The sequence below is a fragment of the Qipengyuania sp. ASV99 genome, assembly GCF_047872805.1.
In the GTDB taxonomy this organism is placed as follows: domain Bacteria; phylum Pseudomonadota; class Alphaproteobacteria; order Sphingomonadales; family Sphingomonadaceae; genus Erythrobacter.
The window spans coordinates 1-23,056 of record NZ_JBLQUK010000002.1 but is presented as its reverse complement, the minus strand read 5'-3'; the positions used below and the strand labels follow the sequence as shown (position 1 = coordinate 23,056).

Below are 23,056 nucleotides of genomic sequence, written 5' to 3'. Positions count from 1 at the left end.
GCCTTTTGGGGGCCACATGCTGACGACCTATATTCACTACGGATTGCTGATTGCATTGGCAATTGCGCTGATTTTTGCCGCTGGGACCGATATTCAACGGCGTCAGATCGACAATTGGCTCAATGCCGGGATTGCGCTGGCCGCGCCGGTGTTCTGGTGGTCTGGTGGTCTGTCGCTGTGGCCTGATGTCGCCATCCAGCTGGGGGTTGCGGCGCTTTCCTTTGTATTCCTTGCCGGTCTGTTCGCCGTCAGGATGATGGGCGGCGGCGATGTAAAGTTGCTGACCGCGCTGGCGCTGTGGATTGAACCGGGCGCTTTCCTGCAATTGCTGATCATCATGGCTTTGGCGGGCGGCGCGCTCACCATTGTCATGGGCGGCTATCATTTTCTTGCGCAGCAAAAAGAACGTCTGGCGATCCCATACGGTGTCGCCATCGCATTTGGCGGCCTTTGGGTGCTGTTCCCCAAAATCATCGCGGTTCCCGTCTATGCGTAAGAACCTGCGTGAACCCGATCTTAACCAATTCGGACTTAACCGTTGCAACCATACCCGCCCGAAATTTCTTGGGGCCGACATTAGGGGGCTGATTAGCCATGGATAGGAAGAAACTCGTTCTGTTGCTTGGTGCGCTGGTCGTGGCGATTGGCAGTGCGTTCCTTGCTCGCAGCATGTTTACAGGCGAAGCAGCACCGACCGCCGTGGCCGCCGAGCAGCAGAATATGGGCCCTAAGGTGCTGGTCGCCAACCGCGCTTTGCCAGCGGGCACGATCATCACCGCCGACGCAATGGGCTATCAGGACTGGCCCGAAGCGCTGGTCAAGGACGCCTATTTCATCGAAGGCGAATCCGACATGAGCAAGTTGCTCGGCACTGTTGTGCGTTTCCCGGTAACCGCTGGTGAACCCGTCACTCAGGGTTCGCTCGTAAGCCCCGGCGATCGCGGTTTCCTTGCAGCGGCGCTTGGCCCTGGCATGCGCGCCGTTACGGTTCCTGTTTCGGCCCAGACCGGTGTCGGCGGCTTTGTCTTTCCCGGTGACCGCGTCGACGTTGTGTTGACGCAAACTGTCGAAGGCGACGGGCGGCCGCTCAGAGCGGCGGAGACCGTGCTGCGCAACCTGCGCGTGCTCGCCACTGATCAGACCACCGAACAGGTGACTGATGAGGCGGGCAAGACTGTGGTTCGCGCCTTTCGCACCGTAACACTCGAAGTGACGCCGGAAATCGCGGAAAAGGTCGCGGTTGCCCAGACTATTGGCCAGCTGACATTGGTGCTGCGCTCGATTGCCGACAATCAGGCCGAACTGGAACGCGCGATTGCCGCAGGTGATGTCAAAATCCCTGACAACGCAACGCCAGAAGAGGAAGAGCGGATCCTTCGCACCGCAATGGGCCAGCCCGTTGACAGCGGGTCGACCTTCTCGACTGGCGGTGATGTCTCGCGCTTTCAGCGCCACAATATCCCGCCGCAGGAAGACGGCAACCGCCGTGCACAAGTAACGCCGCCCGCACCCGGAGTTTCGGCGCAGGTCAATGGCGCGCCGGTCTACACCGGCCCATCAGTCCGCGTCACTCGCGGCAAGGCAACCACCGAGGTGCCCGTTGGCGGATCGCTGAGCACGGCCACCGCACGCGGCGCAGGTCAGGTAGGCCAAGTCGCGCCAACCGCTGGCCTGACGGTCCGCTGAGGGAAATGAACATGTCCATTCAAATCAATCGCTTGATCAACAACGGCCCGCAAGCCGCCAAAGCGTCAGGCATGCCATCAGGGACATTCACAGGGGGTCCTAAAATGAAAGCCCATTCGCCAGCGAAATCCTTTGCCAAGGCGCTGCTTGCCGGTCTTGTTGCGTTGCCCATGGTCGCCGCACCAACCAGCACGGCCACCGCGCAGCAAGTCGTCCGCCCGAGCCAGGAAATCGTCCTGTCGATCGGTCGCGGCGAACTGGTGACCATCCCCGGCGCAATGGCAGACGTGTTCGTTGCCAATGAAAACGTCGCCGATGTGCAGATCAAATCGCAGCGTCAGCTCTATGTCTTTGGCAAGGCGGGCGGTGAGACGACGATCTACGCCAGCAACGCCAGCGGCGATGTGATCTTTTCCGCCAACATCCGGGTCGGTTCCAACATTGGCAGCATCGACCAGATGATGGCGCTCGCCATGCCCAACGCCCAGATCAGCGTTGCTACGATGGGCACCAACACCGTGCTGTTGACCGGCACTGTTGGTGCTCCCGAAGACGCCGCCGAAGCCGAGCGTCTGGTGCAGGCGTTTCTGGGCGAGGACGCAAATGTCATCACCCGGCTGCGCACGGCAACACCGTTGCAGGTCAATCTGCAGGTCAAGTTCGCCGAAGTCAGCCGCAGCCTGGTCCGTGAGATCAGCAGCAACGTCACCACATTCGACGCTGCGACCGGCGGCTTTCGCGGCGGTGTCGGCACGGGCCGGACAGTGGGCACGGGCACATTTGATTTTCGCAATGGCCCGCTGGGCGTTGGTCCCGGCGTTCAAAACCCGGTGGTCGGTCCATTCTTTGATCCCGCCACTGGACTGCCGATCCTTGACGCCGACGGCAATCCGCTGACCTTCACCGGTCCGGGCATCGACACCAACAACGGTGCAGGCACGACCATTGCAGGACTTGGCCGACTGTTTGGCCTCGATGTTATCGGCGCGCTCGATCTGTCAGAACGTCTCGGCCTTATCACCACCATTTCGCAGCCCAACTTGACCGCGCTGTCGGGCGAGACGGCGACTTTCCTGGCAGGTGGTGAATTTCCGATCCCAATCTCTCAGGGTCTGGGCAATGTCGCTATCGAATATCGGGATTTCGGGGTTAGCCTTGCCTATACGCCGACCGTGCTTGCCAATGGCCGCATCTCGATCCGCGTGCGCCCGGAAGTTTCGGAACTGTCGAGCCAGGGGGCGGTGACGCTCAACGGTTTTCAGGTTCCTGCCCTCACCATCCGCCGCACCGAAACGACGGTGGAGCTCGGCTCTGGCCAGAGCTTCATGATCGCCGGATTGATGAGCAACAACGCGCAGAATGTGCTCGAAAAGGCACCCGGCCTTGGCGATGTGCCAATTCTTGGCAATCTGTTCCGTTCGCGGTCATTCCGGCGCGGCGAAACCGAGCTGGTCATCGTGGTGACACCGTATCTGGTGCAACCAGTCGATGCGAGCGAGATCCGCCTGCCCACCGATGGCTATCACTCCGCCAACGAATTTGAGCAGCTGCTGACCTATCAGGACAATTCCGGCGTAAGCGGCGAAGCCCGCCCCGGACCGACGGCCGCCGATGAAGAGGCCCCAGGGCCCGACATCAGCAACGCCGATCCCGCCGCCATCGTCCCGAGCGGACCGCAGCAATCGCCGCGCCGTGCTGATGACAACCGCAATCGCAACCGGGATCGTCAGGCCGACGCCGCCGCCCCTGGTTTCAGCCTCTAAAGTCCAGCGAAAGGTTCGACAGATGAACATTGCACGTAAACGCAAACTGATGGGCGCAGTCGCTCTCTCGCTCGGTCTGGCAGTGGCTGGTTGCGCGGGAATGCCAACCAACACCTCGCTTTACAGCACCAAACAGCCGGTGATCGAACGCACCAATTATACGCTGGATGTCGATACGATGGGTTCTGGCCTGTCGATTTCCGAACAGCAGCGGCTTAATGGCTGGTTTGAAACTATGGATTTGCGTTACGGCGACCGCGTCACTATCGAAGACCCCGCCAACAACCCCGCAGTAAGCAGCGCGGTCAATGATCTGGCGGGCCGGTATGGCCTGATCGTCAGCCCGGTAGCGCCGACCACCGCCGGAATGTTGCAACCCGGTCAGGCGCGTGTTGTCATCACCCGCTCGGTCGCCTCGGTTCCGGGCTGCCCTGACTGGTCGGCCAAATCCGACAGCAATTATCTTAACGCGACAAGCCCCGGCTATGGCTGCGCAACCAACAGCAATTTGGCTGCGATGGTCGCCAATCCCGAAGACCTGCTGACAGGTCAAGCCGGGTCAGGCGAAACCGTGGTCTCAACTGGCACACGGGCGATCGAGACCTATCGCGAAGCCGAGCCGACCGGTGCCGGCGGCCTGCAAAACGCCAATGACGGAGGAAACTGATCCATGAATGCTCCCTGGAAATCGGGTCTCCCCGGCAATCGTGACGCTTTCGCCGCTTATATTTGCGATGATGCCGCGCTTGACGTGCTGCGTCCGGTCGTCATCGAAATGGGCTGGGCACCGGAAAAGTGCAACAAGGGCGGCCTGCGCAATGCCGTGCAATCTTTGTCAGTCAGCGCGAGCCCGGCGATCCTGTTGGTTGATCTTTCGGAAAGCGGCGATCCGCTTAACGATATCAATGCCTTGGCCGAAGTTTGTGAACCCGGCACGGTTGTGATCGCCATCGGCCAGGTCAACGATGTCCGCCTCTACCGCGATCTGCTCGCCAGCGGCATTCACGATTACCTGCTGAAGCCTTTGAATGCACAGGCGGTTCACGATACGCTGAACGGTGCGCTGGCGGTCTTTACCTCGCCCAAGGCCGGAGACGGCGACGGGGTGAAGCGCCACATTTCCACGGCCGTGGTCGGCACGCGCGGCGGGGTTGGTGCATCGACGCTGGCGACCTCGCTGGCATGGATTTTCAGCGACCATCACAAATCGCCCACTGCGCTGCTCGATCTTGACGTGCATTTTGGCACCGGCGCACTGGCGCTTGATCTGGAGCCGGGCCGCGGATTGACCGATGCGATCGACAATCCCAGCCGGATTGACGGGCTGTTCATCGAACGCGCCATGATCCGCGCCAATGACAATTTGTCGGTTCTGTCGGCAGAAGCCCCGATCAGCCAGCCCTTGATGACCGATGGGTCGGCCTTTGTGCAGCTTGAGGAAGAGTTCCGTCAGGCGTTTGAGATGACCGTCATCGATCTGCCGCGCAACATGCTGATCAATTTCCCGCATCTGCTCGCCGATGTGAATCTTGTGGTGCTCACCTGCGAGCTGACCCTGGCATCGGCACGCGACACGATCCGCATTCTGTCGTGGCTGAAAACCAACGCTGCGCACGCGCATCCGATGATCATCGCCAACAAGGTTCAGCCGGGCCTATCAGAAATCAGCAAGGCCGATTTCGAGGCTTCGATTGAACGCAAGGTCGATTTTTCCATACCCTATGACATCAAGGCGGCCTCCAACGCGGCCAAGCTGGGTCAGGTGTTTGTCGAGGCCAACAAATCGTCAAAGGCCACTGCCACTATCAAACAGATTGCCGACCGGGTTCTGGGTGCCAGCGAAGATGATCTCACATCGGTAAGCGAAGAGAAGAAATCGCTGCTCGGCGGCTTCGACTTGAAGTCCCTGCTGGCGAAAAAGGACAAGGTTCAGGCTGAACCCGCCGAATAGGCGAACGGCCGGGTCCCCAGATAGCTGCGCGGGCTTCTGCGCGGGATTGAGTTGAAGTAGCAAATAGCGAGGCACGAGGCCGACATGGATTTTTTCGATACCCTGCTCATCACGGTGGTGATCTTTTCCGTGCTGGTCGCTGGCTATATGCTGCTGAACGGTTCGGGTGCCGGCAAGTCGCAGAAGCGCCGACTGCAATCGCTGCGCTATCGCCATTCGGAAAGCACCGATGCCAAGGTTGAATCGCAATTCAAGAAAGCGATCGCTGCGCGCAAACCCAAAGGTTACCGCGTCGCCGGTTCTGGCTCGCGGCTAGAAGCGCTGACCGTCCGGCTCGACCGGACCGGCAAGAAATGGACGGTGTCGCAATATATCTACGCTTCGCTGGGTATTACGCTTGCCGTCGCGGTGCTGGTGTTCCTGCAAAGCGGTGCGCCGCTGTTGTCGCTGGGCGTGGGGGCATTGGTCGGACTGGGTGTGCCGCATATGGTCGTTGGATATTTCATCGGCAAACGCACCAATGGTTTCAACGCCAAGTTTCCTGACGCGATCGAACTGCTCGTTCGTGGGCTTCGCTCGGGCCTGCCGGTGACAGAAACGCTGGGTGTGGTCGCACAAGAGGTTCCCGGTCCAGTTGGCGTCGAATTCAAAGGCATTACCGAACGCATTAAAATCGGCAAGACGATGGAAGATTCGCTTCAGGAAACCGCCGACCGGCTTGGCATTCCCGAATTCAACTTCTTCACCATCACGCTCGCGATTCAGCGCGAAACCGGTGGTAACCTTGCAGAAACACTGTCGAACCTTGCCGACGTGCTGCGCAAACGCACGCAGATGAAGCTCAAGATCAAGGCAATGAGTTCGGAATCGAAAGCCTCGGCCTATATCGTGGGTTCACTGCCGTTTATCGTCTTTGGCCTGATTTACTGGATCAATCCGGATTATCTTGGCGGCTTTTTCTATGAAGACCGCTTGATCGTCGCGGGACTGGGCGGGCTATGCTGGATGAGCATTGGCGTCTTCATCATGGCCAAAATGGTCAGCTTCGAGATCTGATCCGGGAAACACCAGACATGCTCAATCAACAACCCGGACCCACGCTTCTTGGCTTTGACGTCGTTCTCGTCGGAACGATCCTTGCCGGGCTTGCCGCATTCGCCGTGATCATGGCGATCTATGCGGCTGTCACGATCAAGGACCCGATGGCAAAGCGCGTCAAGGCGCTCAATGACCGGCGCACAGAACTGAAAGCCGGGATTGTCACTGGCGGCACCAAGAAGCGCGCGAGCCTGGTGCGCAAATCCGATACGACCGACAGGGTCAAGGACAGCCTTGGCAAATTGAACGTGCTCGAACAGAGCCAGATCAAGGCAGTGCAGCAGAAATTGGCATATGCCGGTTATCGCAACAAGGAACTGGCGGTCATCATCATCGGTCTGCGCGCTGTGCTACCGATCGTATTTGGCCTCATCGGGTTCCTGATGATCTATGTGGTTGAATATTTTCCTGACTGGGGACCGATGACCCGGCTTGGCGCAGTTTCCGTGATGTTGTTCCTGGGTTATAAGGGGCCGGAGCTTTACCTCGGTAACAAGGCGTCAAAGCGCACCTTGGAAATCCAGAAAGGGCTTCCCGATGCGCTCGACCTGCTGGTCATCTGCGCCGAAGCCGGTCTGACCGTCGATGCCGCTTTCAACCGCGTCGCCAAAGAACTGGGCCGCGCCTATCCCGAACTTGGCGACGAATTTGCTTTGACGGCGATTGAGCTGTCATTCCTCAACGAACGCAAGATGGCGTTCGACAATCTGGCCTACCGGGTCAACCTCGAAGCGGTAAAGGGTGTGGTCACCACCATGGTCCAGACCGAACGATACGGCACGCCGCTCGCATCGGCCTTGCGCGTGCTTTCGGCCGAATTCCGTAACGAGCGGATGATGCGCGCCGAAGAGAAGGCCGCGCGTCTGCCTGCAATCATGACCATTCCGCTGATCCTGTTCATCCTGCCGGTGCTGTTCATCGTGATCCTTGGTCCGGCGGCCTGCTCGATCTCCGACGCGCTGATCAAGCCGGAACAGTAAACCAGAGTAACAGGGTAAGGCGCACCCTATTGCGAAAGGGTCGGTTGGGGGTTTCGCCCTGCCGGCCCTTTTGCGTGCCCTGCCCCGTCTCCTTTGGCCCTATCCGTCAGGGCCGCGCGCCAGCATACCAGCACGCTCGCGCATTCGTTGCAGCATGGTGCGTAGCAATGCCTCTTCCTCAGCGGCAAAGCCTTCGAACAGCTCGCGTTCGGTTGCCCGCGCCAGCGGCATCACCTCGCGGTGGATCGCCTCGCCCTCATCGGTCAGCTCCAGCAGATGCGAGCGGCCATCAGCGACATTCGCGGCGCGCTGCACCAGACCGCGCTCTTCCAGCACTTTGCACGCACGGTTGACCGCGACTTTGTCCATCAAGGTCAGTTCAGTGAGGTCGCGCTGAGTCAGCCGCCCTCCCCCGCTACGCTTTCCCGCGCCCGCCAGCCGCGCCCCCGCCAATCCTGCGTCGCCGAGCACTGCCATCACCCGCCATTCGGTGATTTTCAGCCCAAAACGCTTGCGATACCGCTCCGCGATCAGGCCGCTGACCGCATTGGAGGTGATCGACAGCTGATAGGGCAGAAATCCGCTAAGCTGGTATTGGCTGCCTTTCGCGCTGCGGGCAGAGGCCGACTGGGTCATATCGTTCATGCGAAGCGGTTTCCCATGAAACCAGTGCTTTCGCAAGATGCCCGGCTGACGCGGCCCGCTCACTCATAGCGGCGTTCTTCCCACCAGGGATAGAAATCGGGCATATCCGCCGTGACCTTGCCCGGATACATCGCGCGGCGCTTCTCCAGAAAGCTGGCGATCCCTTCCTGCGCATCCTTGCCGCGCGACAGGGTGTAGATTGCGCGGCTGTCGATCTTGTGCGCTTCCATTGGATGATCGGTGTTCATAAGCCGCCACATCATCGCCCGCGTCATCGCCACCGACACCGCCGAAGTGTTCTCCGCGATCTCCCGCGCGAGCGATTGTGCCGCGTGGAGCAGATCGTCGGGCGCGTGGATGGACCGCACCAGCCCCCCGGCGCGCGCTTCCTCGGCATCGAAAATCCGGCCTGAATAGCACCATTCGAGCGCCTGGCTGATCCCCACGATGCGCGGCAGAAACCAGCTTGATGCGGCCTCTGGCACGATCCCGCGCCGCGCGAACACAAAGCCATACCGCGCAGTCCTGCTGGCGAGCCTGATGTCCATTGCCAGTTGCATTGTTGCGCCCACGCCGACCGCCACGCCGTTGCAGGCGCAGATCAGCGGCTTGGTGCTTTCGAACAATCGCAGCGTCAGACGCCCGCCTCCGTCGCGCACGCGTTCGTCTGACAGGTCGTCGACTTGCGCAGCATCAGAGAACACTTGCCCGCCGCCTTCCGGCGTCAGGTCGGCGCCAGCGCAGAACGCCCGCTCGCCCGCGCCGGTGAACACCACCGCGCGCACATCGTCATCGCTGTCGATGTCATCCATCGCGGCCATGATCTCCGCCCCCATTGTGCGGGTATAGGCGTTCATCTTGTCCGGCCGGTTGAGCGTGATCGTGGCGATGCGGTCGGCCTTGGTAACGGTGATCTGGGTGTGGTCAGTCATGGTGTGCTCTCTCCTTGCTGACACACCTGACACACTGTCCAGAGGAGGAAAAGCTACCCATTTGCAGGGCTGCGAATTTATCAGTAGCCAGGCGCGAGGGAACAGCCATCTTCATCGCCAGTCAGGATAGCGGAGCGAATGACGTGTAGGAAAGCGAGATAATCGCTAGGGCCAGGACCTAGGGTCACGCGGCGCTCCAGCAATCCTTGCTGCGCCCCGCCCCCAGATCAGCGGGCAACGAGCGGGTCAAACCGGACGCTTTCATGCGACAGGATCGCGGTCAGCTGGCTGAGGGTGAGCCTTTCTGCAAACCGGATGCCTGCCTCGCCCTGCCTGCTCCAACGCACACTCGCATTATACAATTCAACCCCGCACAAACCGATCGTCAGCGGTGCGCCGATTTGCAATTGCGGCGCACGAATACGCATTCCGCCAAGCGACAGATTCAACATTTTGACCAGGTGCCGTTCGCCATGCACCCAAAACTCGGCGTTCATCGTGCAGGGAACACGCACCGAACGATAGCTGAAGCGGCAGTCGAAGACGCGCTCCTCGGTTTCATTTTCCAATCCGTGGCGATTCCCATTGCTCCACGCGACACTTGCCGACACCAATCTGTTTTCATCCCAGAAATAGGCAACGCGCTGACCCACCTTCAGCGGCGCATCGACTTCGATCATGACCCCGTCCATTGACATGTTGCGTATCAAGCCAAGGACGATGCGATTGTCGATCACGATGCATCCGGGCCGGAAAGCAGTCAAGAACCGCCGCGCTGCCCGCCGTTCTTGTCCCTTAACATCGAGGTTGTGTTTGGTCGAAAGCTTACTATCTGCACCCGCGTTGTTCGTATTTTTGCCAGCATTGCCGTCATCAACGGCAAACCTAGTGGAAATCGACATAGATGGTTTCTTCCCTTGTACCGTCGGACTGACGCCGGATCGCAACCGTTATCTGCGAGGAATGCAGCGCCGTTTCCCCGCTGGTGGTGGTGATCCTCCCGGGACCGGACACGGACCAAGGCACCCGGATTCCCGAGAGGATCTTTGCCGAAGCGTGGGCCCGTTCCGCCACCGGAGATCTTTCGACCTCTGTTCTGGCTTGGTTGTCAGCGACGGCCTCCACGCAAGAAAAGGCCGCCGCTGAAACCAACAAAAGGAACTGACATGAACGCCTCATGCCAAAGGACAATGGCCGAACCGATTGGACATTAACAGTTTCGCACCGTATACGTAACGTTACACGAGGCAGAACGTGTCAAACACGGGCCAGTTAAGCGCCGCGGGTCGCAAAAGTAAACGCAGCGTTAACCGGCCGTAACTATAAAGAAAAACTATATGCCGGGTTCGCAAGGCACCAAATTTGACTTCAACGATCAGTTGCGACTTGAAACGAATAGCGTGCTGAGCGACCTCGTATTCAAGCGTTCACCGGTCCAATCCAAGCTGCTGAAATATCTGGCAGAGGCAACCGTGCGAGACGGTGCGGCGCCGAGCCAATTTGAAATAGCGGTGGATGCATTGGGGAAAGATCCCGATTTTGATCTCGCCAATGACAGCTATCCTCGCGTCCAGATTTCAAGGCTGCGGGCCAATCTGGAAAATTACTACGCCCGCAACCGGCCGCAGAACGGCCTGCGGCTGGTGCTTGAACCGGGACAATATCGCCTTGCGCTGATCGAAGAAACAGAACCGGCTGCAAGCAAGATCGCGAAACGCGGCAGCCAAATCGGTGGTTCCGAAGACTTGCCTGAAACCAGCCATCCCGCTGGTCTATCCCCCAGCCAATCAAGCACGCACAACGATGCGCGGTGGTGGCTTGCAGCAGCGATTGGCGTTGCAATCCTTGCCATCGCCACGATCCCGGTGTTGCTGGGCTGGTCGGAGCAAAGTTCTACCAGCGCGCCTGCGGAATTGCTTGTTCCTTCGGTCGAACTGCGCGCCAATATCGGGCCAAGTGCTGTCAGCGATCAACAGTTTGCCGGCCAGATAGAAATGGCGGTGGGCCAGGCTGAAATTCAACTGGCCAACTCGTTCGTTTCACGAATGAAAATGGAAAATTCTGCGGGCGAGGCTGATTACATTCTGGAACTGGACTTCATGCGCTCTGGATCGGGCGATCAGTTGGCAAATTTCCGCTTAATGACGAACTCTGGAAAGACGCTGTATTCCGACCGGGTTGAATTCGATCCGGATAATCCCGTCGCTTTTGATAGCGAAATCAATTCTGCGCTCGTTTACATCACCTCACCCACCGGCGCGATTGCAAAGGATCAGTTGCGGCTGGTCGATGACTTTGCTCAGTCCGGCTATGGCTGTTTCCTGCAGATCGAGAACGGCCGGGCCAATGTACAACGAACCTCGCAGCTGGTTGACAAATGCATCGCAGAATATCCGGACAGCGATTACGCCACCTATATGTTTTCCCGCCGCGCATTCGCCTATTTCCGGGACAGACGAATTGCCGGGGAACCGATCGAGCGTTCGGGAAACGGGTGGTCCGATCTGAACCACGCGCTGCAACAGGATCCATACAATGCCTTTGCCAATTTTCTCGCTGCAAAGATCGAACTGGCCAACAACGATTGCGCAGCCGCCAGATCGCACATCGAACGCGCCTTTGAAAAAGGCAATTCCTATCCGGCTATGATGGCTGCTCTGGAGGCGGAGACCAATTCATGCCCTGCCTTCAGGAACGGCAAGACCCAGGCAGAGAGCAATCTGCGCACGATCATTGCCGACAATCCCTCGCCCGACGCGCTGCTGCATCTCAACTTGCTGATCGCTGCAGTCAGTATGGGCGATCTTGAAAGCGCCCGGCTGCTCGCCGGACGGGCGCAGTCCAATGGTGCCCCCGGCAAGGAACAGGAGACAATCCGCTTGCTGACAATGGCGCTGATAGACCCGGCAATGCCGCCAGCCAGCAGGCAGGCATTAAGGGCCCATATCAGCATCTTCATCTGGAGCGACGCAGGCGTTGACCGGATCATGCAAAACCTGTCTTAAAGCAGGACCCCTGGCAGCGTCTTCCGAGTCCTTCGCCCAGCGAGATTATTCGTTGCCCGAACCGCATTCTGTGAGCGCGAACCAGCCCGGCGAATTACCGCTACGGCTTTCTCAATCTGCCCATGAATTGACAGAATCTTGTCAAGCCCAAATTCGAGACGAAAAATTCTGTCAGCGGTTTGACACAATTCGATTGCCGCGGGGAATTTGGCGCGCAATTATTGGTCAAAATGGCAGTGGGGGAGTCTATAAATGCCGCGTTCTTATCTGAAATTGAATGTTTTTCTTGCTTCAACCGCACTTGCAACAATGGGTCACGGCACCGCTTTCGCGCAAAACGAAGCGCCTGCGGCTGGCCAGGAAGTGCCAGAAACAGAGCGCGAGATTGTTGTAATCGGGACACAGATTCAGGGCGCTAAGATCAACGACGTTCTGCCAGTCACCGTGCTGGATGAAGTCGATATTGAAAACACCGGTGCGGCATCGGGCGATGAATTGTTCCGCGCAATCCCGCAGGCCGGGACCGTCGCGTTCAACGAACAAAACGCCACCACCCAGAACAGCGCGCGCGGCGATGTCGGATCGATCAACCTGCGCGACCTTGGCACCGGCAACACGCTGTTGTTGATTAACGGACGGCGCATGACGCTGCATCCGGGCTTCCAGACCGAATTACTGGTTCCCGTGGTCAGTTCGGACACCAATGAAATCGCACCGGGCAGTGTGCGCCGGATCGAAGTGCTGCGCGACGGTGCATCGGCCATTTACGGCGCAGATGCGGTTGCGGGCGTGATCAACACGGTGCTACGCGGCAATCGCCGGGGCGGTTTCCTCGAAGCGGACTGGCGCGCTTCTGATGGCACCAGCCTCTACAATTACCGCATCAGCGGCGGTTATGGTTTCGATTTTGGCGGCGGACGCGGCAATCTGACCGTGTATGGCGGTTACTATCACGAAAACGGTCAGCTTGCGTCCGAACGAGACTATGCCGCAGATGATGACCGCCGGGAGCTTTTGGTCGGGACCGACTTCGAAGGCGATGCCTCATTCAACAATCGCAACACCTTTGGACCATTTGGGCAGTTCGATATTCAGGCCCCGTCGAGCCGCACACCGATCCGCGACGATGATTTCTATCTTCAACCCGACAGCTTCACTGGCTGCCGCCTCGATTTCGGCAATGGCGTCTGCGCGCGCAACGGCACCACGCCGACAACGGCGGTGCGCTACAACACCAATTTCGGCAACAGCTTGTTCAGCCGCAAGGACCGCTACAATGCGATGGCGCTGCTCAGCTATGAATTGACCAGCAGTCTGGAGGCCTATTTCGAAGGCAGCTATTACCGGTCAGAGAACCGCCGCACCATTACGCCATCGGCAATTCTAAGCGCGGTGCCGGTCGGGATTGATCGCAATGCGTTCTACAACCCGTTCGGCCCCACGACCTTGGCCGATGGTTCGCCCAATCCCAATCGTTTGCCGGGCACCACAATCGCCGATGAAGGCGCCGATCTCATCATGGAACGGTACCGTTTCGTGGATGTCGGCAACCGCGACGTGTCGGTGGACAAGGATACGTTCCGTCTCGTCGGCGGCCTTCGCGGGGAACTGGGTGAATGGGATTTTGACGCAGGGCTGCTCTATTCCGAAGCCGAAGTGATCGATCTTTCGCGCAACCGCGTTTCGCTCACGCTGATGCAGCAACAGATCAATCTGACCACCCCCGATGCCTACAACCCGTTCAACGGTGGCTGCGTCAACAGCGATCCCGGGCAGGGCGATTGCACGCCCAACCCGCAGGCTTCGATCGATCCATTCCGCATCAACGTGTTCCGCAAAGGCGGGACCAGCCTCGCGCTCGCCGATTTCAAAATCAGCCGCGACGATCTCTTCACCCTGCCAGGCGGCGATCTGGGTATTGCGGCGGGCGTCGAGTTCCGGCGCGAAACGTTCTTTGATGACCGCGACCCCCGACTGGATGGCACCATCACCTTTACCGACAGCGTGACCGGCGTGTTCAACGGCAGCGATGTCGCGGGCACCAGCCCCTCACCCGACACCAATGGCAGCCGCGAGGTCTATTCGGGCTTTGCCGAAGTCTTCGTGCCGCTGGTCGGCGGCGACATGGATATTCCGTTGGTCGAAGAATTCAACGTGCAGCTGGCTGGGCGTTTTGAACATTTCGCAGATATCAATGAAACCGCCATTGTCCCGCGTGTTGCGGCATCATGGACCACCGTGCCCGGCGTCACATTCCGCGGCGCATGGTCGCAAGGCTTCCGCGCGCCGAACCTGGTGCAGGTCAATGACGAAGGCACGACGCGGTCGAACACCCGCGACGATTTCGTGCTGTGTCAGGCGCAGCTTGAAAAGGGACTGATTTCGACCCTTGGCAATTGCGCCGGGGCCGGCACGATCAGTTTCCGTTCGGGCAGCGATCAGTTGGAACCCGAAGACAGCACCAGCATCAATCTGGGCATCGTGCTGGAACCGTATTTCATCCCCGGCCTGACGCTGACCGCCGATTACTGGCGCGTTAAACAGGAAGGGCTGGTCGGCACATTTGGCGATGACAACGCCATCGCGCTTGACCTGTTGCGGCGGCTTAATGGCAGCACCAACCCCAACGTGATCCGCGCTGCACCCACACAGGAAGAGATTGACCTGTTCACCGGCACCAGTCTGGCTCCGGCGGGCGACATCATTCAGGTGCTCGACCCCTATCTCAACCTCGACAGTCGCATTTCGAAAGGCTGGGATTTCGGCCTGTTCTACAATGTGCCTGATTTCGGGCTGGGCGATTTCCGTCTGCGGTTCAACGCTGCGCGGCTCGACAGCTTTGTCCAGTCGGCTGGCCCCGATGCACAGGAAATCCTCGACGCCATCGAAAGCGGCGTGTTGCCGCTGGACGTGACCGTCGGCGGTCTGGGTGAATTGCTGCAGATCGAAGGACGGCCGAAATGGCGGTTTAGCGGCGCTATCAACTGGGAAAGTGGGCCGGTCGATGTTGGCCTGTTCGGCAGCTATGTCGGCAAAGTGTTCGACACCAGCGTCATTCGTGACGATCTGATCGTGTCCGATGATCCCAACGCCAATTTCTTCCCCGTCGATGAATTCTTCACGGTGAACTTCTCAATCTCCTACACGATTGAGGACAATTCCGCGATTGACGGGACACGGATCCGGTTTGCGGTCAACAATCTGTTTGACGAAGACCCACCGCTGGCTGACGAAACCTATGGCTATTTCAGCGAGTTGCATTCCGCCCGTGGGCGCGTGTTCCACGTTGAATTGCGCAAGAATTTCTGATCGCCAAAGCAAAGGGGCCGAGACTTGCGTCCGGCCCCTACAGCGTTCCAGATTTTCGCCGCCCATGCCAAGCGCACGGGCGGCGATTTTCGTTGAGGGTTAGCTCCCTAGCGCGGTGCCATGCGGATCGCGCCGTCGAGCCGCACGTCTTCGCCGTTGAAATATCCGGTTTCGATCATGCACAATGCCAGATTGGCGTATTCTTCGGGATAGCCCAGACGTTTGGGAAACGGCACCGACGCCGCCAGCGCTTCCTTCACCTGCGGCGGGGCGGCGTTCATCAGCGGGGTGTTGAAAATGCCCGGCAGGATCGTGTTGACGCGGATGCCTTCCTTCATCAGGTCGCGCGCAATCGGCAGGGTCATGCCGACCACCCCGCCCTTTGACGCGGAATAGGCGGCCTGCCCCATCTGCCCGTCTTCGGCAGCGACACTGGCGGTGTTGACGATTGCACCGCGCGCGCCGTCTTCATTGATCGGATCAAGGCTCATCATCCCAGCCGCCGATTTGGCGATGCAGCGGAACGTGCCGATCAGATTGACCTGAATGACGAATTCAAAGGCGGAAAGCGGGTAATGCTTGATCTCGCCGGTCTGTTTGTCGCGGCTGGCGGTCTTGATCGCGTTGCCGATCCCCGCGCAGTTCACCAAAATACGTTCCTGCCCATGCGCGGCGCGCGCCTTGGCAAAGCCGGCGTCCACATCTTCTTCGCTGGTCACATTGACCTTGCAGAATATGCCGCCGATCTCGGCAGCCATCGCCTCACCCTTTTCCTCGTTCATGTCGAAAATGGCGACTTTTGCGCCCTTCGCCGCCAGAGCGCGCGCGGTGGCTGCGCCCAGACCCGAAGCGCCGCCGGTGATGACGGCAGGGGTGTTTGCTGAAACTTGCATTTGAATGATCCTCTTGTGAATTGTCTTTTGTGTAGTGAACCCGTCAGACGCGCTCGACGATGGTGACATTGGCGACACCGCCGCCTTCGCACATCGTTTGCAGCCCGTATTTCTTGCCGTGCCGATGCAGCGCATGGACCAGCGTCGCCATCAGTTTCGTTCCCGAAGCACCCAGAGGGTGGCCCAGCGCGATTGCGCCGCCATGGACATTGAGCCGTTCCGGGTCTGCACCGGTGTGCTTCAACCACGCGAGCGGAACCGAGGCAAAGGCTTCGTTGACCTCGTAAAGGTCGATGTCACCGATCGTCAGCCCGGCGCGTTCAAGCGCGCGGTCGGTGGCGAACAGCGGTTCTTCGAGCATGATGACCGGATCGCCGGCCGTCACGGTCAGATTGTGGATGCGCGCCAGCGGGGTCAGGCCATGCGCTTTCAGCGCCGCTTCCGACACCACCAGCACCGCGCTCGATCCGTCGCAGATCTGGCTGGCAGATGCAGCGGTAAGTTTGCCGTCAGGGCTGATCAGTTTGACGCCTGCAATCCCTTCCGGCGTAGCGTCAAACCTGATGCCTTCGTCGATCACATGCATTTCATTGCCATCGGGCGTTTCGATCTCGACCGGCACGATTTCCCGCTCAAACGCGCCCGCCTGGGTTGCGGCAATCGCGCGCTGGTGGCTGGCAAAGGCGAATGCGTCGAGCTCGTCCTTGGAAAAACCATGTTTGTTGGCGACCATTTCAGCGCCCATGAACTGGCTGAATTGAACGCCCGGATATTTCGCCTGAACGCCTGGCGACATGTAATGGCCCAGCCCTTCTTTTATGTGCAGCGTCATGTTGGAACCCATCGGCACGCGGCTCATGCTTTCCACGCCGCTGGCGATGACAACGTCCTGTGTCCCGCTCATCACCGCCTGCGCAGCGAACTGAATCGCCTGTTGTGACGAACCGCACTGACGGTCGATCGAAACCGCCGGGGTGCTTTGCGGCAATTTGGAGGCGAGCACGCCCATGCGGCCAACTTGTCCCGCCTGTTCGCCCGCCTGACTGACACAGCCGGTGATGACATCCTCAATCGCGGCAGGGTCGATCCCGCTGCGGTCGAGCACCGCATCGAGCGAGCGCGCAAGCAGGTCGACCGGATGCACTCCGGCCAGCCGGCCGCCCCGGCGACCCCCGGCGGTGCGGACCGCTTCGACGATATAGGCGGTGGTCATATGAATAATCCTCTCGTTTACGTAAACGTTGCCCTTTGCCACTGACCTATGGGAGCATGGGAAGCAAATCAATGACCAATTCGATAGCCACCAGACAACGCATTCAAACCGCTATTGGACTGGCCAAAATGGCGCAACGGCGGCTATCGGTGACGCTGTGAAAGGCCGCCACATGAAGACTTTGCCTGCCCAAACTGCCGCCCAAACCGGTCCCGCAATGCCAAGCGTCCTTGGCCGTGCCGCCGAACTGCTAGGCGCCAGACGAAATTCAGAAGCGCTGGCGTTGCTGACCGCGCATGAAGACGCTGGCCGGGCGGACGCACAATATTGCACCGCGCGGGCCAAGGCGCATCGCGCGCTCGGCCAAATGGCGGAGGCGGCCCGCTGGTATGACGCGGCGCTTTCCCATCAACCGCATACCTCTGCCGCGCTGCATGGCCGCGCGCGGGTCGCTTTGCAACGCGGAGAGGCGGAGGCTTTGCAACGCTTTGATGCAGCGCTCGCGGTCAATCCCGGCGATGCCGATCTGTGGCTGGGCAAGGCTCAGGCGCTGGATGTCGCAGGCGACAGCAAGGGTGCACGGCTGATTGCACAGCAATTGTGCGATCAGGCCCCCGGCTTTATCGCAGCGCTGGAATTTCTGGCGGGCCTGAACCTTGCCCAAGGCGTTGTTGATTTTGCCGCGCCCTTTGCGGTCGCCACGCTCAAGGCCCCGCAGGACCCCAATATTGCAGCCGCACATGTTGATGCCCTTGCCGGAATTGATCGCGCTGCCGAGGCCGCAGCGGTCGCCGCCGAGGCGCGCAGACGCTTTCCCGCCCTTACCCATTTTGCCTTGCTCGAAGCTGTCCACGCCGGTTCGGCGGGCGAATGGGAGCGTGCCGAGGCGATCTTTGCCGCACTGCCAAAGGAAACGCCGCAGCGCGCCCTGCACGAAGCGCGGCACCGTATCCGCAGCGGTGAGATCAGGCGAGCCTGCGCATTGCTGGACACGGCGCTGACCGAAAGCCCGTGGGACATTGCGGCGTGGGCCATGGCCGGGATCGTGTGGCGATTGTCCGATGAAGAGCGCCACCGCGCCAAAGCCGAATGGCTCCACGGTCAGCCCGGTCTGATCCAGTTTCGCCCGCTGTCTGCACGTGCCGGGTTGATCAAGGATGTGACCGCCGAACTTGGCCGCCTGCATCAACGTTCGGGCATGCCGCTGGGCCAGAGCTTGCGCGGAGGCACCCAGACGCGCGGCATTCTTTTTCAACGGACAGAGCTTCTGCTGGCCGAACTGCACGATGCAATCCGGGCGACGCTGGAGGAATATCGCGCAGACCTGCCGCCGCTTGACGAGGCCCACCCGCTGCTGCGCCACCGCGACGCACCGTGGCAGCTGGCCGGATCGTGGTCGGTTCGCTTGACCGGAGCAGGTGACCATCACGCGGCACATATCCATCCGCAAGGGCTGATTTCATCCGCGCTCTATCTGGTCGTTCCCGGTGAAGTGGACGAAGCGGGGCACCCCGGCTGCCTCGAAATAGGGCGCCCCAAGGCGGATCTGTGCACCGACCTTGCGCCGCTGCGCATTATCAAGCCAGAACCGGGCCATCTGGCGCTGTTTCCCAGCACCGCCTATCACGGCACCACCCCATTTCGCGCTGCCGAACGGATGACGGTAGCATTTGATGTGGTGTGTGACGAAGTGAAGGAGAGCGAACCTACGCCAAATCCCTGAATTCACACCCATCAGGCGGAAAATGGCGCTAGTAACCCAGTGTTGCAGCGATGTTACGGTATGCTTACGAATTGGCGTTTCGGGCGCAATTTGGCTTGGCTTGGACCCTCGCTTGGGCCACTTGCGGAACTATCTAAGCTGGACGCCAATGACCCTGTTTTTGGTCATTGTTGCCCGACAAGATAGCCGGTCGGAACAGACCTACATTCTGTGTCGCACCGGTCTCTCGCGGAGACGCTTTGAACAAAGGCGTTTTTTTTGCACCAAGGGGACTGAACAAATATGAAAATCTCAACCACCCTCAGATTGAGCGTCGGTACGGCGGCTCTGGGCATGGCGCTTTCCGCCGTCCCAGCCTTCGCACAGGATGCTGAAACTGCTCCCGAAGCGACACAAGGTGACGTTATCGTCGTTACCGGTTCGCGCACCACCAACCCGAACCTGACCCTGTCAAGCCCGGTCGCCGTCATCGACGATACTGAGCTTCAACTGCGTCAGACCACCAACGCTGAATCGTTCCTGCGCGAATTGCCCAGCGCTGTGCCGAGCATTGGTTCTGCGGTGAACAACGGCAACGGCGGTGCGGCGTTTGTCAACCTGCGCGGCATCGGTTCGCAGCGCAACCTGGTGCTGCTTGACGGCCGCCGCTTCGTCCCTGCTGACGAAACCGGACGCGTCGACCTCAACAACATTCCGCTCGCCGTGATCGAACGGACCGACATCCTGACCGGCGGTGCAACCACCACCTATGGTGCGGACGCGATCTCGGGCGTGGTGAACTTCATCACCAAACGTGACTTCGAAGGCGCACAGGTTGATGCCAGCTCTGGCGTGACCGAAGAAGGCGACGGCGAAAGCTACCGCGTTGACCTGACCCTTGGCGCGAATTTCGCCGATGGCCGCGGTAACGCTGTGCTGAGCATCGGCTATCAGGACACCAAGGCTGTATTCCAGGGCGACCGTTCGTTCTCGGAATTCAACGTCGGATCGTTCTCAGGCGCGGCTTCAGGTTCGTCGGCTGCTGTTCCAGCCAACATCGTTGCCGCTGACGGCCCAGATGCCGACACCGCTGGTGTGGTGGGTCAGATCAACGACGCCGGAACCGACATCACTGGGTTCAACGTCAATCCGTTCAACTTCAACCCGTTCAACATCTTCCAGACCCCGTTCGAACGTTACAATATGTTCGGTTCGGCGCGTTATGAGATCTCGGACGCGGTGGAGCTGTATTCGCAGGGCGTTTTCTCGAAGCAAACCGTTTCGACGATCATCGCGCCGGGCGGTTCATTCTTCAACACTTACCAGCTCAACCTGAACAATCCTTTCATTCCTGATGCGATTGCTCAGCGTTTTGGCGACAACCTTGGCCTGACTGCGGCTCAGTTTACGGCTGCGCGCAACACGCAATTCGGCCCAACTCTGGCCGATGGTTCGGCGAACCCTGACTACGTTCAGTTCGCGTCGCAGGTGCGTCGTCGTTCGGTCGAAGCGGGCACGCGCGATTCCGACTTCACCACCACTTTGTTCAATCTTGTGGTTGGTGCGCGCGGCGGGATCACCGATGACATCTCTTGGGATGTTTCGGCAACCTATGGCGAATCCGAACGTATTCAGCGGCAGAGCGGCTTTGCCCGTTTCAGCCGTCTGCAACAATCACTGCTCGCCATCCCCGATGGTTCGGGCGGTGCGGTGTGTATCGATTCTTCGTCGGGATGCGCACCGATCAACCTGTTCGGTGTTCAGGGCAACCTCGGTTCGCCCGAAGCTCAAAGCTTTGTGTTTGACCTGACACAACAGGTTATCGACATTTCGTCGATCTCGACGGTTAACGGCCTGATCTCGGGCGACCTGCCGTTTGCGATCAGCGAAACGCCGGTGGCCTTCGCAATCGGTGCGGAATATCGTGAATTCACCACTTCGCAGGCTTCGGACGAAGCATCGCAGACTCCCGGCGCGGTTGTCGGCGGTGGCGGTGCCGATCCGAACTTCTCGGGCAGCTATGACGTCAAGGATATCTTCGGCGAATTGATCATCCCAATTTTCGAAGGCATGCCTCTGGCCGAAGAACTGACGCTGGAACTCGGCGCACGTTACTCGGATTATTCGAGCGCGGGCACTGAACTGACCTGGAAAGCTGGTGGTTCATGGGAACCGTTCACTGGCTTCAAGATCCGCGGCAATTATCAGCGCGCAGCACGTGCACCGAACATTGGTGAGCTGTTCTTCCCGGTCTCGACCGGACTGAGCAACCTTTCGCAAGATCCTTGCGCAGGGGCCGCACCAACCACCAATGCGGCACTCGCAGCGGTCTGTATCGCACAGGGCGCTCCGGCTAACGTCGTAAACGCAGGCGGCATTCTGCAACCTGCGGCTGGTCAGATCAACGTCACGAGTGGTGGCAACCCCAACCTTGGTACCGAAGAAGCAGACACATGGACCGTCGGCTTGCTGATTCAGCCAGTGTCTATTCCGCGTCTGTCGGTCACGATCGATTACTTCAACATCAAGCTTGAAGGTGCTATTGGATCCCCGGGCGTTGGTGATATCATCGATGGTTGCTACAATTCGGGCAATCTTGACTTCAGCACCAACCCCTTCTGCCAGTTGATCGAACGCAGCACGACAACGGGCGGCCTCGACGGTGCACCGAACGAAGTTCGCGGTCTTTTGCTCAACCAAACCAACCTCGGCCGTCTCAAGACCGATGGTGTGGATGTCAGCGTGCGTTACGGGATCGACTTGAACGAAAGTCTGGATCTGGCCTTCGCATTCGATGGCACCTGGACCAATGAGAACCGGTTCCAGGCCATTGCAGGTGATCCAGTCTCACCGTTCCGTGATTGCGTCGGGTTCTACTCGGTCAACTGCGGATCGATCCAGCCAGAGTTCACCTTCAATCAGCGCACCACGCTCAGCTTTGAGGATTTCGCATCCCTGTCGCTGCGCTGGCGTTACCTGAGTGGAACCGAACAGGAGCCCTTGGATATCATTTCACAGGGTCCGGCCTTCATCGGCAACACCGCACTGTTTGGTGATGTGGACTTCACGAAGATCCCGGCAGAGAGCTACTTCGACCTTTCGGCTCAGTTCAATGCCATGGAAAACCTGACGCTGACGCTGACGGTTACCAATCTGGCGGACAACAAGCCGACTGTTGTGGGTTCGGACATCGGTTCGACTTCATTCAACAGCGGTAACGTGTTCCCATCGACCTATGACGCGCTGGGCCGCCGCTATTCGGCAGCCGTGCGCTTCCGTTTCTGATCCGGTAAGGATTTGAACGAATAGAGCGGGGCGGGCCGAAAGGCTCGCCCCGCTTTTTTTATGCCTCGAGGTTTGCTATCACGTCGCGGCATCCAAGGAGACCAACCCATGATGAACACTCTCACCGCCATTCTGGCCGCCCTCGCATTGCAGGCCGCCCCCGCCGCCACCGACGATGCGTTGCAAGAGGACAGCTCAGCCGTATCGTCTCAGACCGAGGCCGAAACCGCCGCATCGCCGCAGCAGGCCGCTGCCGAGGAAGCGGAAGAAATCACCGACCGTTCGCACCCGGACTATATGCGGTGCCGCCGCGAATCCGTGATCGGTTCGAATGCGCGCAAACGCCGCGTGTGCATGACCAACCGCGAATGGGAATTGGCGGCGAGCACCGGCAATAGCGGCGCGCGCGAAATCGTCGAATCGCAGCAGGTCGGTATCCGCAGCGAATAGTCGTTACGCCCGCGCTGCGTTCGCTGCGCGGGTCAGACCTCAACAGAAAAGGGGGGGGGGGGGGGGGGGCGGGGGGGGGGGGGGGGGGGGGGGGGGGGGGGGGGGGGGGGGGGGGGGCGGGCGCGCGCGCGGCCCGCCCGGCCC

General features: G+C 59.7%; 18 protein-coding genes. 12 read left to right on the top strand and 6 right to left on the bottom strand.

Annotated elements, in window-relative coordinates; genetic code table 11:
- Positions 1-16 precede the first annotated feature (16 nt).
- The 7 genes from ACM64M_RS04020 (at position 17) to ACM64M_RS03990 (ending at position 7,478) form a co-directional block, all read left to right on the top strand.
- On the top strand, positions 17-496 hold the full coding sequence (locus ACM64M_RS04020) for an A24 family peptidase (protein WP_416227378.1): 480 nt from the start codon (positions 17-19) through the stop codon (positions 494-496).
- 98 nt (positions 497-594) lie between these two features.
- A complete protein-coding gene (gene cpaB / locus ACM64M_RS04015) occupies positions 595-1,686 on the top strand; it encodes a Flp pilus assembly protein CpaB (protein WP_416227377.1) in 1,092 nt (363 codons plus the stop codon).
- Positions 1,687-1,790: 104 nt separating this feature from the next.
- The gene (locus tag ACM64M_RS04010; protein WP_416227376.1) at positions 1,791-3,449 is read left to right on the top strand and encodes a type II and III secretion system protein family protein; all 1,659 of its coding nucleotides are present in this window, start codon (positions 1,791-1,793) and stop codon (positions 3,447-3,449) included.
- 22 nt (positions 3,450-3,471) lie between these two features.
- Complete coding sequence (locus tag ACM64M_RS04005) at positions 3,472-4,116, top strand: CpaD family pilus assembly protein (protein WP_416227375.1); 645 nt, start codon at positions 3,472-3,474, stop codon at positions 4,114-4,116.
- A gap of 3 nt (positions 4,117-4,119) precedes the next feature.
- Positions 4,120-5,400 (top strand): pilus assembly protein CpaE, encoded by a 1,281-nt coding sequence (locus ACM64M_RS04000; RefSeq protein WP_416227374.1) that lies wholly within the window; start codon positions 4,120-4,122, stop codon positions 5,398-5,400.
- Between the two features lie 84 nt (positions 5,401-5,484).
- Complete coding sequence (locus tag ACM64M_RS03995; RefSeq protein WP_416227373.1) at positions 5,485-6,456, top strand: type II secretion system F family protein; 972 nt, start codon at positions 5,485-5,487, stop codon at positions 6,454-6,456.
- A gap of 17 nt (positions 6,457-6,473) precedes the next feature.
- Positions 6,474-7,478, top strand: a complete 1,005-nt coding sequence (locus ACM64M_RS03990; RefSeq protein ID WP_416227372.1) for a type II secretion system F family protein — start codon at positions 6,474-6,476, stop codon at positions 7,476-7,478.
- 99 nt (positions 7,479-7,577) lie between these two features.
- Here the strand turns inward: ACM64M_RS03990 and ACM64M_RS03985 are convergent, their stop codons facing one another.
- The 4 genes from ACM64M_RS03985 to ACM64M_RS03970 all read right to left on the bottom strand — a co-directional run bounded on the left by ACM64M_RS03985 (position 7,578) and on the right by ACM64M_RS03970 (position 10,069).
- Positions 7,578-8,123, bottom strand: coding sequence for a MarR family winged helix-turn-helix transcriptional regulator (locus ACM64M_RS03985; protein WP_416227371.1), 546 nt, complete (start codon positions 8,121-8,123; stop codon positions 7,578-7,580).
- 59 nt (positions 8,124-8,182) lie between these two features.
- Positions 8,183-9,055, bottom strand: coding sequence for a crotonase/enoyl-CoA hydratase family protein (locus ACM64M_RS03980; RefSeq protein ID WP_416227370.1), 873 nt, complete (start codon positions 9,053-9,055; stop codon positions 8,183-8,185).
- A gap of 227 nt (positions 9,056-9,282) precedes the next feature.
- Complete coding sequence (locus ACM64M_RS03975) at positions 9,283-9,957, bottom strand: PilZ domain-containing protein (RefSeq protein WP_416227369.1); 675 nt, start codon at positions 9,955-9,957, stop codon at positions 9,283-9,285.
- Positions 9,941-10,069 (bottom strand): hypothetical protein, encoded by a 129-nt coding sequence (locus tag ACM64M_RS03970; RefSeq protein WP_416227368.1) that lies wholly within the window; start codon positions 10,067-10,069, stop codon positions 9,941-9,943. The genes ACM64M_RS03975 and ACM64M_RS03970 overlap by 17 nt, the downstream gene beginning before the upstream one ends.
- Positions 10,070-10,392: 323 nt before the next feature.
- On the opposite strand from ACM64M_RS03970, the gene ACM64M_RS03965 reads away from it, so the two are divergent.
- Both ACM64M_RS03965 and ACM64M_RS03960 read left to right on the top strand, forming a co-directional pair.
- Positions 10,393-12,060, top strand: a complete 1,668-nt coding sequence (locus ACM64M_RS03965; protein ID WP_416227367.1) for a tetratricopeptide repeat protein — start codon at positions 10,393-10,395, stop codon at positions 12,058-12,060.
- Between the two features lie 309 nt (positions 12,061-12,369).
- A complete protein-coding gene (locus ACM64M_RS03960; protein WP_416227366.1) occupies positions 12,370-15,369 on the top strand; it encodes a TonB-dependent receptor domain-containing protein in 3,000 nt (999 codons plus the stop codon).
- Positions 15,370-15,476: 107 nt separating this feature from the next.
- On the opposite strand, the gene ACM64M_RS03955 is transcribed toward ACM64M_RS03960, so the two are convergent.
- Entirely contained in the window at positions 15,477-16,262 is a 786-nt protein-coding gene (locus tag ACM64M_RS03955; RefSeq protein WP_416227365.1) for an SDR family NAD(P)-dependent oxidoreductase, read from the bottom strand.
- A gap of 43 nt (positions 16,263-16,305) precedes the next feature.
- Positions 16,306-17,475 (bottom strand): acetyl-CoA C-acetyltransferase, encoded by a 1,170-nt coding sequence (locus tag ACM64M_RS03950; protein ID WP_416227364.1) that lies wholly within the window; start codon positions 17,473-17,475, stop codon positions 16,306-16,308.
- A 217-nt stretch (positions 17,476-17,692) separates the two neighbouring features.
- Between ACM64M_RS03950 and ACM64M_RS03945 the strand changes: the two genes are divergently transcribed.
- The 3 genes from ACM64M_RS03945 to ACM64M_RS03935 all read left to right on the top strand — a co-directional run bounded on the left by ACM64M_RS03945 (position 17,693) and on the right by ACM64M_RS03935 (position 22,912).
- Positions 17,693-19,198, top strand: coding sequence for a putative 2OG-Fe(II) oxygenase (locus ACM64M_RS03945; RefSeq protein WP_416227363.1), 1,506 nt, complete (start codon positions 17,693-17,695; stop codon positions 19,196-19,198).
- Positions 19,199-19,480: 282 nt separating this feature from the next.
- Positions 19,481-22,462, top strand: a complete 2,982-nt coding sequence (locus tag ACM64M_RS03940; protein ID WP_416227362.1) for a TonB-dependent receptor plug domain-containing protein — start codon at positions 19,481-19,483, stop codon at positions 22,460-22,462.
- A 108-nt stretch (positions 22,463-22,570) separates the two neighbouring features.
- Complete coding sequence (locus ACM64M_RS03935; RefSeq protein ID WP_416227361.1) at positions 22,571-22,912, top strand: hypothetical protein; 342 nt, start codon at positions 22,571-22,573, stop codon at positions 22,910-22,912.
- The last annotated feature ends 144 nt before the right edge of the window (positions 22,913-23,056 follow it).

Coding starts and splice junctions, on each gene's coding strand:
- ACM64M_RS03980 (WP_416227370.1), bottom strand. CDS start 9,055: ATGACTGACCACACCCAGATCACCGTTACCAAGGCCGACCGCATCGCC.
- ACM64M_RS03945 (WP_416227363.1), top strand. CDS start 17,693: ATGCCAAGCGTCCTTGGCCGTGCCGCCGAACTGCTAGGCGCCAGACGA.
- ACM64M_RS03995 (WP_416227373.1), top strand. CDS start 5,485: ATGGATTTTTTCGATACCCTGCTCATCACGGTGGTGATCTTTTCCGTG.
- ACM64M_RS03975 (WP_416227369.1), bottom strand. CDS start 9,957: ATGTCGATTTCCACTAGGTTTGCCGTTGATGACGGCAATGCTGGCAAA.
- ACM64M_RS03965 (WP_416227367.1), top strand. CDS start 10,393: ATGCCGGGTTCGCAAGGCACCAAATTTGACTTCAACGATCAGTTGCGA.
- ACM64M_RS03955 (WP_416227365.1), bottom strand. CDS start 16,262: ATGCAAGTTTCAGCAAACACCCCTGCCGTCATCACCGGCGGCGCTTCG.
- cpaB (WP_416227377.1), top strand. CDS start 595: ATGGATAGGAAGAAACTCGTTCTGTTGCTTGGTGCGCTGGTCGTGGCG.
- ACM64M_RS04020 (WP_416227378.1), top strand. CDS start 17: ATGCTGACGACCTATATTCACTACGGATTGCTGATTGCATTGGCAATT.
- ACM64M_RS04000 (WP_416227374.1), top strand. CDS start 4,120: ATGAATGCTCCCTGGAAATCGGGTCTCCCCGGCAATCGTGACGCTTTC.
- ACM64M_RS03985 (WP_416227371.1), bottom strand. CDS start 8,123: ATGAACGATATGACCCAGTCGGCCTCTGCCCGCAGCGCGAAAGGCAGC.
- ACM64M_RS04005 (WP_416227375.1), top strand. CDS start 3,472: ATGAACATTGCACGTAAACGCAAACTGATGGGCGCAGTCGCTCTCTCG.
- ACM64M_RS03960 (WP_416227366.1), top strand. CDS start 12,370: ATGGGTCACGGCACCGCTTTCGCGCAAAACGAAGCGCCTGCGGCTGGC.
- ACM64M_RS03950 (WP_416227364.1), bottom strand. CDS start 17,475: ATGACCACCGCCTATATCGTCGAAGCGGTCCGCACCGCCGGGGGTCGC.
- ACM64M_RS03940 (WP_416227362.1), top strand. CDS start 19,481: ATGAAAATCTCAACCACCCTCAGATTGAGCGTCGGTACGGCGGCTCTG.
- ACM64M_RS04010 (WP_416227376.1), top strand. CDS start 1,791: ATGAAAGCCCATTCGCCAGCGAAATCCTTTGCCAAGGCGCTGCTTGCC.
- ACM64M_RS03990 (WP_416227372.1), top strand. CDS start 6,474: ATGCTCAATCAACAACCCGGACCCACGCTTCTTGGCTTTGACGTCGTT.
- ACM64M_RS03935 (WP_416227361.1), top strand. CDS start 22,571: ATGATGAACACTCTCACCGCCATTCTGGCCGCCCTCGCATTGCAGGCC.